A 16,331-nucleotide genomic window follows, 5' to 3' on the forward strand; every position below is an offset into this window, starting at 1 on the left:
TTGGGAGTGAAGATTAAGGAGGAATAAAAATGATAAAATCAACAATTGTAGGTTACCCAAGACTTGGAGTGCACAGAGAACTAAAGTTTGCAGTAGAATCTTACTTAAAAAAAAAGATAGATTCAAATATGCTAAAGTTCACTGCAAAACAACTAAGGAAAGAATACTGGACAACCCAAAAAGAAGTGGGAATAGATATTATTCCATCTAATGACTTTTCATATTACGATAATATGTTAGATATGGCATTTCTGTTAAATATCATACCAAAACGTTATAAAGAGCTCAAACTTTCTAAATTAGACACATATTTTGCAATGGCAAGAGGTTATCAAAATGATAACCTGGATGTAAAAGCTTTGCCTATGAAAAAATGGTTTAATACTAATTATCATTATATAGTACCTGAAATAGATAATTATACTTATTTTTGCCTAAATGATACTAAACCTTTTGATTTATATAAGGAAGCTAAAGATGAGGAAATTGATACAAAGCCAGTTATAATAGGAATTTTTACATTTCTCAAGCTTTCATATTTAAAAACAAACAGAACATTTAAAGAATGCCTGGATGAGCTTACAAATGTATACACAGCTATATTAGATAAGTTCGAAAGACAGGATATAAGTTATATTGAAATTGATGAGCCTATTTTAGTAACAGATTTAACACAAGAAGATATATTTTTATTTAGAACTGCTTATGACAAAATTATAAATAGAAAATATAAATTTCAAATATTACTTCAAACTTATTTTGGCGATGTAAGAGATATTTATAAATACTTTAGTGATATGAAATTTAATGCAATAGGATTAGATTTAGTTGAAGGTGAGAAAAATATAGACCTAATTAAAAAATATGGATTTCCCAAAAATAAACTATTAATAGCTGGAATTATTAACGGAAAGAATGTATGGAAAAATGATTATAATAATAGCATCAAAATTATTGAAGAACTAAGTAAACATATTGATAAAGATAGAATTTATATAAGCACCTCTTGTTCTCTTCTTCATGTACCTTATACAGTTAAAGAAGAAAAATTAAATACAAGAAAACCAAAGTTAAAAAAATTTACGTGTTTCACTCAATACATAGAAAATTTTTCATTTGCAGAGGAAAAATTAAGTGAACTTACAGATTTGCAAGAACTACTTCAGTGTAATGAATATAAAATTAGCATCAAATACTTAAAAAATCAAGAAATTTTGAAAAAAAAGAGAAACCATCAATTATGCTATGACTTAGAAGTTAGAAAAAAAGTGAAAAATTTAAAAAAAGAAGATTTCATAAGGAAAGATCCTTTTGAAAAACGTAGAAAAATTCAAAAAGAATATTTAAAACTTCCCATTCTTCCAACAACAACAATAGGCTCATTTCCTCAGACTGACGAAATAAAAAAACTCAGGAAAAATTATGAAGACGGTAACATTTCAAAGCATCAATATAAAACCAGCATTAAAGAAAAAATTAAAGATACAATTCATTTTCAAGAGGAGGCAGGTTTAGATGTATTAGTACATGGTGAATATGAAAGAAATGATATGGTTGAATATTTTGGAAAACATCTTAAAGGTTTTTTATTTACTCAAAATGGTTGGGTACAATCTTATGGCACTAGAACTGTAAAACCTCCTATAATTTTTGGAGATGTAAAACGTACTGAATCAATAACAACAAATTGGATTAAATTTGCTCAAAAACAAACCAATAAACCAGTTAAAGGTACGCTTACTGGACCTATAACAATTTTAAATTGCTCCTTTCCAAGAGAAGATTTAGAATTAAAACAAATAGCTTATCAAATAGGACTTGCTATTAGAGATGAAGTATTAGATTTAGAACAAGAAGGAATAAAAATAATTCAAATTGATGAAGCTGCACTGAAAGAAAAACTGCCATTAAGAAAAATTGATTGGCATAAAAAATATTTAGATTGGGCAATTCCTGCTTTTAAGCTAACACATTCTAAGATAAAATCAAAAACTTCTATTCATACACACATGTGTTATAGTGAATTTGAAGATATATTTAAAGTACTAGAATCTATGGATTCAGATGTTATTTCTATAGAAACCGCCAAATCTAATTTTTCATTACTAAATTTATTAAAGAAAAGTAATTTTAAATTTGAAATAGGTCCTGGAATATATGATGTGCATTCCCCTAAACTACCAGACATAAAAGAGATAGAAACTCTCATAAAAGTAATACTTAGTACATTAGATATTAATAAACTTTGGATTAATCCAGATTGCAACCTGAAGACAAGCGGAATTACAGAAACAAACGCTAGTTTAATTAATATGGTTAATGCTGTTAAAAATATAAGAATTGAACTTGAAGCTGTAAAAAAAAGTGATACTATGGGAATTCTATTTTACTCATTAAAATGAGAGTGTTAGATTTTTTCTGTAAATTAGCTTTCTATGATATTTTAGAAAGACAGCTATGTAAAAAATTATTTCTGTCTTAATTTCAAATATATAATTTAAAAATGAGTATGTCAATAACGCCTAAGAAAAAAGGCGTTATTTTTATAAAAATTTTATTCGGGAAGTCTGCCATCATACATTATGGATAGTTCACCATAAACCTTACCCCAGTTTCTGAGGACTGACGTCCATTTCTTAGTTGCCTCAAATGTTGCAAGATAAAGTGCCTTTAGAAGTGCAGTATCACTTGGAAATACGCTTCTTTGACTGTTTAATCTGCGGTATGTGCTATTAAGGCTTTCTATGGCATTCGTTGTATATATTACTTTTCTGACTTCTGGTGAAAATTTGAATATAGGGGTTATAGCATCCCAATTTTTCAACCAGCTTCGCATAGATCCTGGATATTTATCATTCCACTTCTTAGTTACAATTTCCAGATTTTTATGAGCAGTTTCCTCAGATGGAGCCTGATATATACTCTTAAGATCCTTTGCAAAATCTTTCTTGTGTTTATAAGATACATATTTAAGTGTATTTCTTATCTGATGTACGATGCATCTTTGGTATTCTGTGTCCGGAAAGGACGCATTTATAGATTCTTTTATGCCAGAAAGACCATCTGCACAAAGTATGAGGATATCTTTAACTCCTCTGTTTTTAAGCTCATTTAAAACACCAAGCCAGTATTTGCTGCTCTCGTTCTCACCTATATTTATGGAAAGCACATCTTTTATTCCGGCATCATTTATTCCCATGATTATATAGGCCGCAAGTTTTTTTACTATACCATTATCTCTAACAGAAAAATGTACTGCATCTATGAAAACAATTGGATAAACTGTAGACAATGGACGCTGCTGCCACTGTTCAATCTCTGGTAATATGCGGTCTGTTATGTTAGATATCATACTTTCACTTGCTTCAAAACCATATATGTCTTCAATAATTTCAGATATTTGTCTTGTAGTCATACCTTTTGCATACATCGATATTATTTTGTCTTCTATGCTTGATATGTCCTTCTGGCGCTTTGCTACAGCCTGCGGCTGAAATGTACTGTTCCTATCTTGAGGTACATCAATCTCTACTTCACCATATTTACTTCGTACTTTCTTGCTTTTCTTACCATTCCTGTAGTTAGCTTCATCTGAGCGTCCATACTTTTCATAGCCAAGATGGTTGTCCATCTCACCTTCCAGCATCTCCTGAAGAGTTCCTCCCAGTAGATCTTTCAGTGCATCTTGAATGTCCTCTGCAGATTTGATATCATACTCACTTATAAGAGAAGTTATAATATTTCTCTTACCATCTGTCATTGGTTTTACCTTATAAACATCTTTTTTCCTTGCCATAAAAAAAGCCTCCTATAATTTTTATTTTATCATAGAAAGCTTTATGTTTTTATTTGATTTACAGACTTTTTATCACAGGCTCCATAAAATTTTTATTGACATTAACCTCTAATAGGAGAACGTACCTAGATTTGTGTAAACTAAATCTAGGTACGTTCTTTTAATGTATCAGATAAAGGTACTGGCTATATAATAAAAAGCTTCTACAGAATAACTAATTAATCCTATAGAAGCTTTTTTACTTTTTATTTATTTGACTGAACAGATATGTCTATAATATCTGAAAGGGGATTCATATTTTCAAGGCTGTCCCATACAAATGCCTTCAATTTATATATTTCCTCTTTTGGAAGCTTCATAATACCCGTCAAAATAGATGAATTTCCATTTTTTATTGTCTGCTTTCCGCATACATAGTTGATGAATTTACCACCCTCATCATATAGTGCTACTAATAGAGATGCATCTTGGTCTTTACCGGAATTATTTTCTGCCTTTACAGATACCTTTGCATCCTCACCTAATTTAAATTAACTATCCTCTGTAAGGTTAGTTATCTGTATTGGTTTTGGTGTGTTGGCTACTGTAACTATGCACTGTGCCTCTACATTTCTGTTGTCTTCGGATACTGCCGTTATTACTGCTGTTACCTTTCCGTTTCCATCCACTGTTGCTACTGTAGAATCACTGCTTGACCAATCTATTTTTGTATTAAATGCACCCTTTGGTGTTATAGCAGCTGTGAGATTCAGTGTATTTCCCTCAATCAAGTTAGCTTCCGTTTTATCTAAAGCTATAGATTCTACTTCTTTTATGCCCTGATCGTCATCTTTAAATGTTGTTATTGTATCTCCATCCTTTAGTTGTGTATCCTTTTGATTATAAGTACTGTTGTCACCATTTAAAATGTAACTCCAAAACTGCGTATCATCCTTTGACATTAAAGCTCCTGCTGCTAAAGAGGATTTATCAAAATCTTGTCCATGCTTTTTTAAACCTTCCATGATTGCAGTATTAATAGAGTTATTATTCAATACAATAATCTGTTCACTAAAGCTATTATACTTTTGTATACTTTTTAGGGTTACATTTACAAAATCATTTTGAGTTGAATCATAGCTAGGCAATAAATCATCATAATTTTTAGTATAAAAAAATAATAGATAATCTCCATCTTTTACACTTTGAACTTTAGGATAATTTTGAGGCGTTGTATAATTAACTTTATACATCCACCCACTTTGAGATCCGTAATTACCATCATCAGTACCATTTTTCTGTCCAGCTATGCTATCTACCATTCCGGTATCTTTAACTTCTACATCTAATCCTGTAGCTTTCAATACATCTTCAGCAGTGGCATTTTCTTTTACTTTAATTTGCTGTGGACTGAAAAGATTTTCATTATACATTCCTACTACTGCTACATTAACATTTATATCATTACTATTTTCATCTGCAAAAACACTTCCTACATTTATCCCTATCATACTCACTATCATCATAAAGGTTATTAATATGGAGATATATTTTTCTCTGATGTTTTTCATATTACACCTCTCTTATTTTTAAATTAAATCAGTAACAAATGTAAAATACCAGGTTAAAAAACTCTACTTAACCTGGTATCCATCTAAAACTTTTAATTAATCAATAAAGAAACTTACTCTTATTTTATAGAAGCAACTGTCTTAATATCCAGAACATTAGCTGCATTATTAACATCAGTTTGAATAGCTTCCAATTTTTCTAATTGAGTTTAATTATTATAAGTTATATTTGTTTTATTTGCATGATTTGTCATTTTCGATATATATGTTGGTTTACTGTTCCAATTATGATATCAATATTTAAGTGTTCCATCTGGAAGATATCTTGCTAGTCCCAAATCACATCCACATACTGCTGAAAATTTTCAACGAATTTACAGCACCATCAGGCAGATTAAATAAAGGTATCAGATAAAGGTACTGGCTATATAATAAAATAAATACTGCCACAGGCCGCTGTTAAAATAAGATGGGACAGCTGCAACTCTCAATGCTAATACTGCGTCACATATAAAGTTGTAAACAATTTTTTCTTAAAACTTTATCTTATCTCACCCCCATAATTAATAATTTAATATTGTTTATCTTTAGGATTTACTCTAAATATCACCTCCTCAAAAGGGTAAAATTGCAATATATCTGTCTATTTTTTATCCGATGGCTACCAGCCGTAATACCCCCATCTCCTTATAAAGTGAGAGATAACATCTGCTACGCCCCTGGATAACGATTTCTAAGTTTCAGATGGAGAAAAAACTCCACCTGAAACCAAGGACTCTGTTTATAGTGTCTAATATAACAAAAGAGACCTCCTTACGAAGGTCTCTTATATATAACATAAGCTTATAAGCTAAAAAAGAACCACTAGGGTTCTCTCATGTCAATATAACCGTTTACTTTTAATTATAAACAGCTCAAAATAGTAACATCTTTCCCTCCGAAAGAATTAACATAATATCAGGCAGGCTTCCTGGCTCAGATTCATCTTACTTCCCTGTCTTCCCGGATATAAAAATCCAGTGGCATAATTAAGGTTTCATCCTCCATACAGTAACGGTGGGCTGCAGTGATTTTTTACACTTTTCCTTTTAACTATCGCATTTGACAGCACCTAATACTAAATATTAAATTTTTATTATCTTTATATTAAGATTAGTACATAATTTTTCAAAAGTCAACATTGTTTTCATTAATATAAAGATATTTCTGAACGAAAGATGATAATGTCTTAGTATACCAAAGTTGATTATATTCTAAATATAGAACTAAATATGAATTTTCAATTTAATACATATTTTAAAAATAGTTAGCATTCTCCATAGTCTTCAGTAAAATATAAAAGTCCCATTTTTCTGACTTTATAATTGCTTATTACATTTCCTGTTGCTTTATCATACAAATCGTAACCAACAATAGTGTAAATCATAGCATTTTCTTTATCAAGAATGTTCTTATCCATATTATACTGTCCTTTGTTGACATGTACGGTTACTTTAAATGCTCTCACTGGATATCCTCTCACAAAAATAAATGTTCTAATAGACATCGAAGGGGTTATGTGACTTATAATAAATCCTCCAATAATTATTATAAAAGAAGATAAAATTACAATAACTTTTCTCGAAAATTTCATTCTTTTCCTCCTTATTACACTTTATAATAAGCTTTTACAAAAACAGACTCATTTTCTCAGACTGACGAAATAAATTTACTTATATGAAAATAGTAGAAATTTCTATAATACTATAGACACGTACATCTTATCTCTTATTAATTCCATTTTTGCACTATGCCTTTCCCAAATTCTTCTAGAAGCTAGATTATCTTTTACGATTTTAGCACTTAAATATTTTATTTCTTTCCTTTTAGCATACTCCAATATTTGCGAAAAAGCTTGGCCTGCATATCCTTTTCCCCAATACTTACTCCCAAGCCAATAACCAATTTTTGCTTTCTTCTCTTCTATACTCTGATAACTTAACGATATCATACCAATTGCATTATTATTCAAAACAATAGCAAATATTTCCGAGTTTGTGTTTTCAGACCATTCATTATTGTGTTTGATAAATTCATCCTTTGATATTATACACTTTTTACAACCTAATTTTTCTTGTAATACATTATCAGTATTTAATATTTCTATAAGTTGAATTGCATATTTATTATTAATCTCTTCAATTACCGCATTTTTTGACATGTTTATAGCAGCCACCTAACTTAAATTCTCACAGCCAACTGTGGAATGAGTAAAAATGTCATCTCCAATATATCCTACTATAATAACAATTCATATCTTTAATTTATGGGTTTTGCCAATATCTCTAGCAAAACCCATCTTAAAAGTATTTTATTTATTTGACTGAACGGATATATCTATAATATCTGAAAGGGGATTCATATTTTCAAGGCTGTCCCATACAAACGCCTTCAATTTATATATTCCCTCTTCTGGAAGTTTCATAATGCCTGTTAAAATAGATGAATTTCCATTTTTAATTGTCTGCTTTCCACATACATATTTCACAAATTTATCGCTTCCATCATATAGTGCTACTAATAGCGATGCATCCTTGTCTTTACCAGAATTATTTTCTGCCTTTACAGATACCTTTGCATCATTTCCCAATTTAAATGAACTGTCCTTTGTAAGGTTAGTTATCTTTATTGGTTTTGTTTCACCCTGAGATCCTGATACCTTTTTTTCTGCTGCTGTTAACTTACCCACTGTTTCCTGCTTCATGGATGATTTTTGTGCATCACTTAAGGCATCATACAATTTCTCTGCTGCATCAACCTTGTCTTTATCAGCTGAAGTAAGCTTATCTACATCTGGCAGTTGAGTTATGGCATTATTTACAGGTACTGTGGAATTCTTCACATCTGTACAGTCGAATATCGAGTTTCTTCCTTCATATGCCCTTACAAGTGAATCAAGTCCCCTGCACATCTGTGCCGGTTCATAACTGTGGTTGTCAAACTCGGTGGTGCCGTTCTTAATATCATAAAATTGAAGTGCACCATTTAAAATACTGTTCCCATTTTTTATATATTTACTGTCAAATATATTCGCATGTGCCATACCAAGTGTCATATATACCTGGGCATTGGTCCATGGGTTATTATAATCCGCTTGAAATGCTCCCCAGAAAGAACCTTTGTAAGTCTGTGCATTTGAAAATTGTGCAAATACATGTTCCATAGCCTGTTTTACATCATAGTATTTATCCCCTTCTTTTGCATTAGGGTCATAATATGCTGCAATTGGCTGGAACTGCATTGTCCACATATCAGGCGCTGAATTGGGCAATACCGCAGAACCATCCGCCCCTTTTGTTGCTAATGCGCTTTTAGCCCACCTGTGTATACATTTCTCTATATCAATGTGTTTTCCATCCTGGGAAATAGGATAATTATAAGATGTCAGTGCCATTACTGCATACTGCTCTGAAAATGTTTGATTTGAGACATCTAAATAATCGTTATTTGAGACAATATCTATCAAATCATAAGCTTTTATGTCCCTCGGGTCATATCCTATAGCGGTAATTGCTAGAACCAGTTTATCCCACTCAGTCATCTTTACATCCCCGGCTGTTATCCCTGCTTCTTTCATCTTTTCCAGACCATTTTGTATGTTCTTGAACCAGTCATCATAAAATCCTTTCCTCACACCTTTATATCCGGAACGTGCTGATGAAAATACTTCCCATACATAGTCATCTAATACAATAGTTCCTTCCGTTCCCGGTGCAGCAGCTCTATTTCCACTCCAGGTAAATGCACGTACATCCCCCTGTCCTATATTTAATTTGTTATAAAGTATATCTTCTGCTTTCTTCGCATCTTCTACCTGCTGCTTTTGTTCATCTTCAGGAACTGTTGTTATTCCATTACCATAAAAATTTGGATTATTGAATGTAACATTACCTATTTCAAATTTGTATTTCTTATTGTCATCATAGGTAATTTTGAGGTACCTTTTTAATACATCCGAAGTTAACTCCCGCGAATCACCTTGAGCAGGCATATAGTTCATTGGTATTTTTTCTCCTGTAAAGCCCGAGAAATTTATTTTCCCATCTAAAGTTACTTTTACATTATATAATTTAATACTTTCTTGATCTGAACACGTAAGTGAACATGTGTAATCTGCTGTTAGATCAACTGTCCCATCTTTACTTACAGTTTTATCTGCTATATTGATATTCACATCTACGGGCATATCAATAGCAGGAGTTACTGGACCATCATTTTTCTGATTTGATTTTAAATAAGGATAACCATCATTTTTACTTGGATCAATATCCCATATCTTATCAAAGTCCCAGCCAACGTATGTGGATTTTTGTTTCATTTCAGCTGTAGATTTTGGAACACCACCTAATGTATCATCTGTAACAGTGGTGACATCTTTATCATAGTAACTACTTGGATAATTACCAGAACTTCCACATCCAATTCCCACTGCTCCTTCATAACATGTTATCTGTCCTGCTGCATAACAATTCTTAATTATTTTAGTACGATCACTGCTATCTGTTTCAAAAGCTATTCCAGCTGCAGATTGCACATATTTATCATCAGTTTTAGCCTGAATTTTAAGCCTGCTGTAACAATTTTCTACAACACAATTAGTATTGTTAGAATCATCTACCATACCTGCAATTCCACCAATACTGAATGATCCATTTTCCCCTAATTCGCGGCTATCAGTAGTAACAGTTCCTTCTACACTACATAAGCTTATTTTGCCCTCATTTTCATTTGTAATAGAACCATAATAATAAAGTCCCGGTTTTAGTTCACTGTTCTCTTCTAATCCGCCAGCGTTGGATACATTCATACCCATATGTAAATTAGTAATAACTCCATTACTACCTATTCTACAAACAAATCCTGTTAATGAATCATTGTAATTTTTTATGCTGTGTCCCTGTCCATTAAAAAAACCTTGAAAGGTACCAGTAGTAGGTGTTAATTTTACATCATCAGTAATTGTTACATCTGAACCTAAAACTACTATTTTATTGGTATAATCTATCCCATTATTTAAATCTGTCCTAAACTTGTTAATATCCTCTACTGAATTAATAATATATTGGCCCTTTGTATCAGCAGCAAGTGAAGGATTGGCCCCTTCCGCTAGTACCGGTAAAGAAGGAAAGGTACTAAACATAAAACAAATTATAGCTAAAATGCTTAAAAATTTTGATAGAGCATTTTTCTTTTTTATCATTTAATTTTCACTCCCAATTTCCAAAAGTGCATATAGGAGATTACACAAAATGTAATCTCCTCATTGCACTATTTAAGTGCATTATTTAAGTTGTTTAATGTATTATCAACATCATGTTGACTAATTGTCAGATTTTTAAGTGCATATTGTGCTGCAATATATTGATTACGTCCATGTCTTACACTAGCTGGTTTAGCAGTTGTTGCCAATTTAGTAATCAAAGCTGTTTTGTCTGCTCTTATAAAGAATGGATCAGCAAATACAGCAGTGCTCCAATCATAATATCCATTAGAAGCTTCAGTTGGTAAATATGCACTATTTAGTCCCATATCTGCTCCCATTGCTGCTGTAAATTCCCAGCGAATTACAGCTCCATCTGGTACATTAGTTAATGTTGTACCTCCATTATAAGGAGTGCTGTCATGGTTCAATTTATTATTTACTGTAAACATCCATCCAGAGATTCCATCACATTCTTTTTCACTTAAATAATTTGGATCAGTAACAATATTTTGTTTGTACGCTTTTGTAGTGTCAAAAACAATACCCTTAGTTATATTATTAAGTACAGTCTTAAATTTATAGTTGTTGTTAAAAGCTGCTTGATTATCTGTAGTATCTTTAAAGCCTGTTATGTAGCTTCCATACTGGCTTGGAACTATATTTACATTTCCATCACCTACGGCCTGTTTTGTAGCATCAGCAATGGTAGCCGTATCACTGAGTGTAACTGCTTTTGGCTGCAAAATAGGATCCTGTCCTAAAACATTTTTCTCAACATCCACATAAACAGTTTTTGTAGTTCCAGCAGCTTGTACACTGTTAAAAGAAGATGGGACTGCCACAGTTCCTAAGGTCAATGCTGCCACACATAAAGTTGCAAATAATTTGTTCTTTAGTCTTCTAATCATTAAAATGCACTCCTTCAAATTTTATTTTTTGTCATTTGGAACTTTACTCTATTTCACCTCCATATTTAGTAATCTGATGCTATTTATTTTTAGACCTTACCCTAAATATCACCTCCTCGAAAGGGTAAAATTACAATATGCTTGTCTACTTTTATAATGCTTAATATAACAAAAGAGACCCCTTTCGAAGGTCTCCATTTACCAATACAAATTCATACTATTTTACTGCATAAAACAAATAAAAAGAACCACAAGGGTTCTTTTTATACCAGTATAATCGTTTACTTTTAATTATAAACAGCAAACACAGTATTATCTTCCCCTCCGAAAGAATCAAACGACATATCAGGCAGGTTTCCTGGCTCAGATTCATCTTACTCCCCTGTCTTCCCGGATATAAAAATCCAGTGACATAATTAGGGTTTCATCCTCCATACAGTAACGGTGGGCTGCAGTGTTTTTTACACTTTCCCTTTTAACTATCAATTTGACAGCACCTAACAGTAAAAATATTAAATTTTTATTACTTCTATGTTAATAGTAGTATATAAATTTTGAAAAGTCAACATTATTTTCTCAATAAATCCATTATTAAACATTTTAATCTTCTTGAATTTCAAGCACTCCCATAGGACAAGCTTTAACACAAATACCACATGCCATACACTTACTTGGATTAGGCTTGTCTTCTACTTTTACAATAATACCTTTTGGACAGGCTTCTACACATGTACCACATCCAGTACAAGCTTTTTTATCTATCATATATATTCCCTTAGCATTTTGTTTAATGGCCTCTTCAGGACATTTTTTAGCACATACTCCACATTGGTTGCACACTTTTAAATCTACAGATCCATCTTTTCCTTCATCAATCTTAATACAAGAATTGCCATAGGTTTTGTAAAATGCCTCAGAACAAGCCATTTCACAACTTAAACAAGACATACATAAAGACTTATCTTTAACAACTAATTTTTTCATAAAACATTCCCCTTTAAACATTATTTATACATACTTTGTACATATATTTTAATTATACAAATATATAAGCTATATATCAATACCGCAAATTTTATGCCTATTATTTTGCTTTGCACAAACAGAGTGCGTGGGGATATTAGGTCATATAGTCATCCAATAAAATAAATGTACAACAAAATTGTCAAAATAAAATAAAAAGTACTTAAGCGCAGGAGGGACTGCTCTTAAGTATTTTTTATTTTAGAGTTTAGGGTTTAAATAATTAAATTTATTTCAAAACTATACTATTTTTAGAAAGCAATTTATATGCCAATCTCTCAGCTTGCAATATTCCTACTTAAAATTATAAATTTTATCCGATGCTACACTGGATAACGATTTCCCCTAAAGAATAGCACCTTCTGAGTGCTAAAGCACTAAGAATCCTGTTAATAATTTTCAGATGGAGAAAAAACTCCATCTGAAATCAAGAACTCTGTTTATCATTTTGAATATTTTCTCGTATCATATTGATAAATTGCTTTAATTTAGTTTTATTTTGATACTGATAGATTTATCTATATTTTTTGCAAATTGGGACTAATTATTTTTTTGTTAGTGCCTAACTTCTTTGCCCAATTACCTTTTAGGTAATATAAAGCCATACAAAATGCTGTTGTAGCCCAGGTTATGGGATATGTAATTGCTACTCCCCGAACATCATGATAGAAATGCATTATAGTAAAGAGCAATACAATTCTAAGCACACATATATTAGATAATATAATCGCCATTGGTGGAGTCGCTTTTCCTGCACCTCTTATAGTATCGCCCAATACTTCCAAAACAACATAAATCCAATAGAAGGGAAATGAAGTACTTATTATTCGAATTCCATAATCAATTACCACACTATCATGATTAAATATTCCAAAAGCTTGGCGTCCAAATATCAACAAAATCATACTTGATACCATGGTTACACCTATTCCCATCAGTATACATACCTTCGTTCCTTCTTTTACCCTTTTAATATTTCCTGCACCTATATTCTGCCCTGAAAACGTTGTAATTGCTTGTCCAAAAGCTACAATTGGAAGATAAATAGGCAATTCTACTTTAAAATATGCTGTAAATGCAACAATTGCATTTACACCTAGGCTATTAATATGATATTGTGCAATAACATTGGACAATGTTATTACAATGCTTTGAAACCCTGACGGTATTCCAATTTTAAGAATAGGTAACAGTATATCTTTATGTATTCGTATTTTTCTAAATTCTAATCTATATTTACTCTCTAAATGTGTCAAATAATATAATATCAGTACAGCAGTTACCGTCTGCGATAAAAGCGTTGCCCATGCAACTCCATTAACGCCATTTTCAAAAATAGCTATAAACAATGCGTCCATTAATACATGAACAATTCCACCAAAAAGTTGTATATACATTGGTATTTTAGAATTACCCATAGCTCGTATAATACCGGAGCCCATATTATAGGTAATAATGGAAATGAGGCTTAAAAAATAGATTCTTATATATGAAACAGCTGGTTTCAGTATTTCCCCTGGAACATTCATCCACTTTAAAAAATATGGTGCACCTATGTATCCAATAATGAAAAGTACTATTCCCCCAATAAAACTCAGTCCTATTGCCGTATGTATTGCATCTTTTAATTTCTCTTTTTTCCCTGATCCAACAATATTAGCAATAACAACACTTGCCCCTACTGACATTCCCGTAAAAAATCCTACCAAGCAGGTAATAATCAAGGAACTAGCTCCAACTGCTGCTGCAGCTTCTTTGCCAAGATAATTTCCAACAAAAATCAAATCAACTGTATTATATAATTGTTGAATCAAGCTGGATCCCAAAAGTGGCAGTGCAAAAAGTAGTATCTGCTTCCATATAACGCCTTCTGTTAAATTAATACTCTTCTTCAAATTAATCATTATAGCTTACATCCATTCTTTCGTCGTTTATTTGCCTTTCATTAGCCTTACTATCACTTAATAAATTTTTCTATCCCTTCTGTGCTCTAACCATAAACATTGGCATATGTGTATATAAAATGCTATAATATTCATTCATAATATTATGTGGTAGTTTTGTTAATATTTTTATATTTGTGCATCCTAATTCAATAAGTGTTTCAACATCCCATAATGGCCTTAATATATTACTCAAAGGAAGATTATTCAAAGAATCTCCAGCCTGTTCTTTACCATGTCCATCATCTTTGACCTCATACCCCATTTTGACTAGCTTTTTTTTGTCTTCTTCACATAATCTTGCTAAATTCTTGTCATATAAATTCATTCTCCAGTTTCCATCAAAATTCATAAAACATCCGCCAGGTTTTAATACACGCAGCCATTCCTTATAAGCTTGATTTGGATTTTCAAGTGTCCATGTGATATTTCTACTCAATATCAAATCAAAACTTTCATTTTCAAATGTAAGACTCTGTGCATCCATTTTTAAAAAATCAATTCTATCTTCTACTTCATATTTTTTTGTATTCTTTTTTGCATTTTCTAACATTTTTTCACTGAAATCTATAGAGGTTACCCTATGACCATTTTCCGCCATCAGTATAGAAAAAAATCCGGGACCACATCCAATATCAAGTACTTTTAAGCAGCTTCCCTTGAGTATGTTGTCTTCAATTAATTTTAACCATACGGCTCTTTGCTCTTTTTCCAATTCTTCCTGATTAATTTCAGAATATCCATCAGCTTGAGTTGACCAATACTTTGCTATTTTCTCTAAAGCCATTATACTGCCTCCTTCATTTATGATTCTATTTTTTTAAACATATCTATATAAGGAGAAATCACAGAAATGATTTCCCCATAAATGAAAAAGAATTTGGATTACTATTATTGATTTTGCTTTTCTCCATAGGCCACCATAGGGCTATCCTTAATAACACACAAGCTACTAACTTGATAGAGTAATATTCCGTCCATCTCAGCAGCGCAGGTTTCCAAAACATTGCCAAAATAATCCTTAATGTACCCTAATATTTCTCCTTTTTTAAAATTATCTCCTGCTCTTTTTGTTGGATACCAGCAGCCAGTATGTTCGGCATTTTTGCAGACCACATTTCCCACATCAACAGGATGATAAGTTCTTTCAGAAACATCTCCCTCTAATAATCCCAAATAGCGTAAGACATTTCTAACATCTTCTTTTCCTATTTTCACTTCTTCTTTCGACCACCGTCCCATACAACCTCTCTCAATCAAAATACTAGGAATTCCACAGGAACCAGCATAATTATAAGAACCTCCACTGCCGCAAGGAGACTGCACCAAATAAGGGACATTTACTAGTTCAGCCATACCTCTTGCTGCTTTAACGACTTCTGGAGCAGCAACTCCTACACAATATACGTAAGGTGTTAGCTCTTCATACCCATCTCCACAGTGAAGATCAATATAATAATCTGCATTTTTTTGAAATTCTGTTACAACCGTATGACAGATTCTATCTGCAGTTGTTCCCTGTACATTTCCAGGAAACTCTCTATTTAAATTTTTGCCATCCTCATATACCATACTCATAGTCCGATGTTCGAATCCCGTCCTATTCATCAAATGTAATATAATAAGATTTCCTGTTAACTGTGATGGTAGAATCTCATTAGCTAACTCAATTGCTGTCTCAATTCCCACATATTCTGCATTATGTACACCTCCAGAAATAAATACTGTTTTTCCTTCCTTTTCTCCACAAATAATGGTAACTGGAAGTTCTATATCCGTTCCCTTTACTTGTACATAACCTGATACTTTTTCTCCAGTTTTAGCACATATATTTCCTACTTTTAACATTTGCATTAATCAATATCCCCC

At 32.0% G+C, this 16,331-nt stretch carries 11 protein-coding genes and 2 riboswitches; of the genes, 1 reads left to right on the top strand and 10 read right to left on the bottom strand.

Going from position 1 to position 16,331, the window contains the following annotated elements:
- Positions 1 to 29 precede the first annotated feature (29 nt).
- Positions 30 to 2,402 (top strand): 5-methyltetrahydropteroyltriglutamate--homocysteine S-methyltransferase, encoded by a 2,373-nt coding sequence (gene metE, locus DMR38_RS11625; RefSeq protein WP_127721477.1) that lies wholly within the window; start codon positions 30 to 32, stop codon positions 2,400 to 2,402.
- A 152-nt stretch (positions 2,403 to 2,554) separates the two neighbouring features.
- On the opposite strand, the gene DMR38_RS11630 is transcribed toward metE, so the two are convergent.
- The 10 genes from DMR38_RS11630 to DMR38_RS11680 form a co-directional block, all read right to left on the bottom strand.
- On the bottom strand, positions 2,555 to 3,760 hold the full coding sequence (locus tag DMR38_RS11630; protein ID WP_175413103.1) for an IS256 family transposase: 1,206 nt from the start codon (positions 3,758 to 3,760) through the stop codon (positions 2,555 to 2,557).
- Between the two features lie 566 nt (positions 3,761 to 4,326).
- Entirely contained in the window at positions 4,327 to 5,346 is a 1,020-nt protein-coding gene (locus tag DMR38_RS22310; RefSeq protein WP_243124290.1) for an Ig-like domain-containing protein, read from the bottom strand.
- Between the two features lie 942 nt (positions 5,347 to 6,288).
- A riboswitch (cobalamin riboswitch) is annotated at positions 6,289 to 6,476 on the bottom strand.
- Between the two features lie 176 nt (positions 6,477 to 6,652).
- Positions 6,653 to 6,979: a hypothetical protein gene (locus DMR38_RS11645; RefSeq protein WP_127721478.1), complete on the bottom strand. Its 327-nt coding sequence runs from the start codon at positions 6,977 to 6,979 to the stop codon at positions 6,653 to 6,655.
- 102 nt (positions 6,980 to 7,081) lie between these two features.
- Positions 7,082 to 7,546 carry a GNAT family N-acetyltransferase gene (locus DMR38_RS11650; protein WP_127721479.1) on the bottom strand — a complete coding sequence of 155 codons (465 nt, stop codon included), beginning with the start codon at positions 7,544 to 7,546 and terminating at the stop codon, positions 7,082 to 7,084.
- 150 nt (positions 7,547 to 7,696) lie between these two features.
- Complete coding sequence (locus DMR38_RS11655; RefSeq protein WP_127721480.1) at positions 7,697 to 10,585, bottom strand: cell surface protein; 2,889 nt, start codon at positions 10,583 to 10,585, stop codon at positions 7,697 to 7,699.
- A 68-nt stretch (positions 10,586 to 10,653) separates the two neighbouring features.
- Positions 10,654 to 11,496: a hypothetical protein gene (locus tag DMR38_RS11660; RefSeq protein WP_127721481.1), complete on the bottom strand. Its 843-nt coding sequence runs from the start codon at positions 11,494 to 11,496 to the stop codon at positions 10,654 to 10,656.
- A 330-nt stretch (positions 11,497 to 11,826) separates the two neighbouring features.
- A riboswitch (cobalamin riboswitch) is annotated at positions 11,827 to 12,012 on the bottom strand.
- 84 nt (positions 12,013 to 12,096) lie between these two features.
- Entirely contained in the window at positions 12,097 to 12,480 is a 384-nt protein-coding gene (locus DMR38_RS11665) for a 4Fe-4S binding protein (RefSeq protein ID WP_065079296.1), read from the bottom strand.
- Between the two features lie 557 nt (positions 12,481 to 13,037).
- A complete protein-coding gene (locus tag DMR38_RS11670) occupies positions 13,038 to 14,423 on the bottom strand; it encodes an MATE family efflux transporter (RefSeq protein WP_175412993.1) in 1,386 nt (461 codons plus the stop codon).
- 70 nt (positions 14,424 to 14,493) lie between these two features.
- Complete coding sequence (locus DMR38_RS11675; RefSeq protein WP_243124291.1) at positions 14,494 to 15,249, bottom strand: class I SAM-dependent methyltransferase; 756 nt, start codon at positions 15,247 to 15,249, stop codon at positions 14,494 to 14,496.
- Positions 15,250 to 15,353: 104 nt separating this feature from the next.
- Positions 15,354 to 16,316: a M14 family metallopeptidase gene (locus tag DMR38_RS11680; RefSeq protein WP_127721483.1), complete on the bottom strand. Its 963-nt coding sequence runs from the start codon at positions 16,314 to 16,316 to the stop codon at positions 15,354 to 15,356.
- Positions 16,317 to 16,331 lie beyond the last annotated feature (15 nt).

Origin of the sequence: Clostridium sp. AWRP, assembly GCF_004006395.2 — a bacterium.
In the GTDB taxonomy this organism is placed as follows: domain Bacteria; phylum Bacillota; class Clostridia; order Clostridiales; family Clostridiaceae; genus Clostridium_B.

Coding starts and splice junctions, on each gene's coding strand:
- metE (WP_127721477.1), top strand. CDS start 30: ATGATAAAATCAACAATTGTAGGTTACCCAAGACTTGGAGTGCACAGA.
- DMR38_RS11630 (WP_175413103.1), bottom strand. CDS start 3,760: ATGACAGATGGTAAGAGAAATATTATAACTTCTCTTATAAGTGAGTAT.
- DMR38_RS11680 (WP_127721483.1), bottom strand. CDS start 16,316: ATGCAAATGTTAAAAGTAGGAAATATATGTGCTAAAACTGGAGAAAAA.
- DMR38_RS11670 (WP_175412993.1), bottom strand. CDS start 14,423: ATGATTAATTTGAAGAAGAGTATTAATTTAACAGAAGGCGTTATATGG.
- DMR38_RS11650 (WP_127721479.1), bottom strand. CDS start 7,546: ATGTCAAAAAATGCGGTAATTGAAGAGATTAATAATAAATATGCAATT.
- DMR38_RS22310 (WP_243124290.1), bottom strand. CDS start 5,346: ATGAAAAACATCAGAGAAAAATATATCTCCATATTAATAACCTTTATG.
- DMR38_RS11655 (WP_127721480.1), bottom strand. CDS start 10,585: ATGATAAAAAAGAAAAATGCTCTATCAAAATTTTTAAGCATTTTAGCT.
- DMR38_RS11660 (WP_127721481.1), bottom strand. CDS start 11,496: ATGATTAGAAGACTAAAGAACAAATTATTTGCAACTTTATGTGTGGCA.
- DMR38_RS11675 (WP_243124291.1), bottom strand. CDS start 15,249: ATGGCTTTAGAGAAAATAGCAAAGTATTGGTCAACTCAAGCTGATGGA.
- DMR38_RS11665 (WP_065079296.1), bottom strand. CDS start 12,480: ATGAAAAAATTAGTTGTTAAAGATAAGTCTTTATGTATGTCTTGTTTA.
- DMR38_RS11645 (WP_127721478.1), bottom strand. CDS start 6,979: ATGAAATTTTCGAGAAAAGTTATTGTAATTTTATCTTCTTTTATAATA.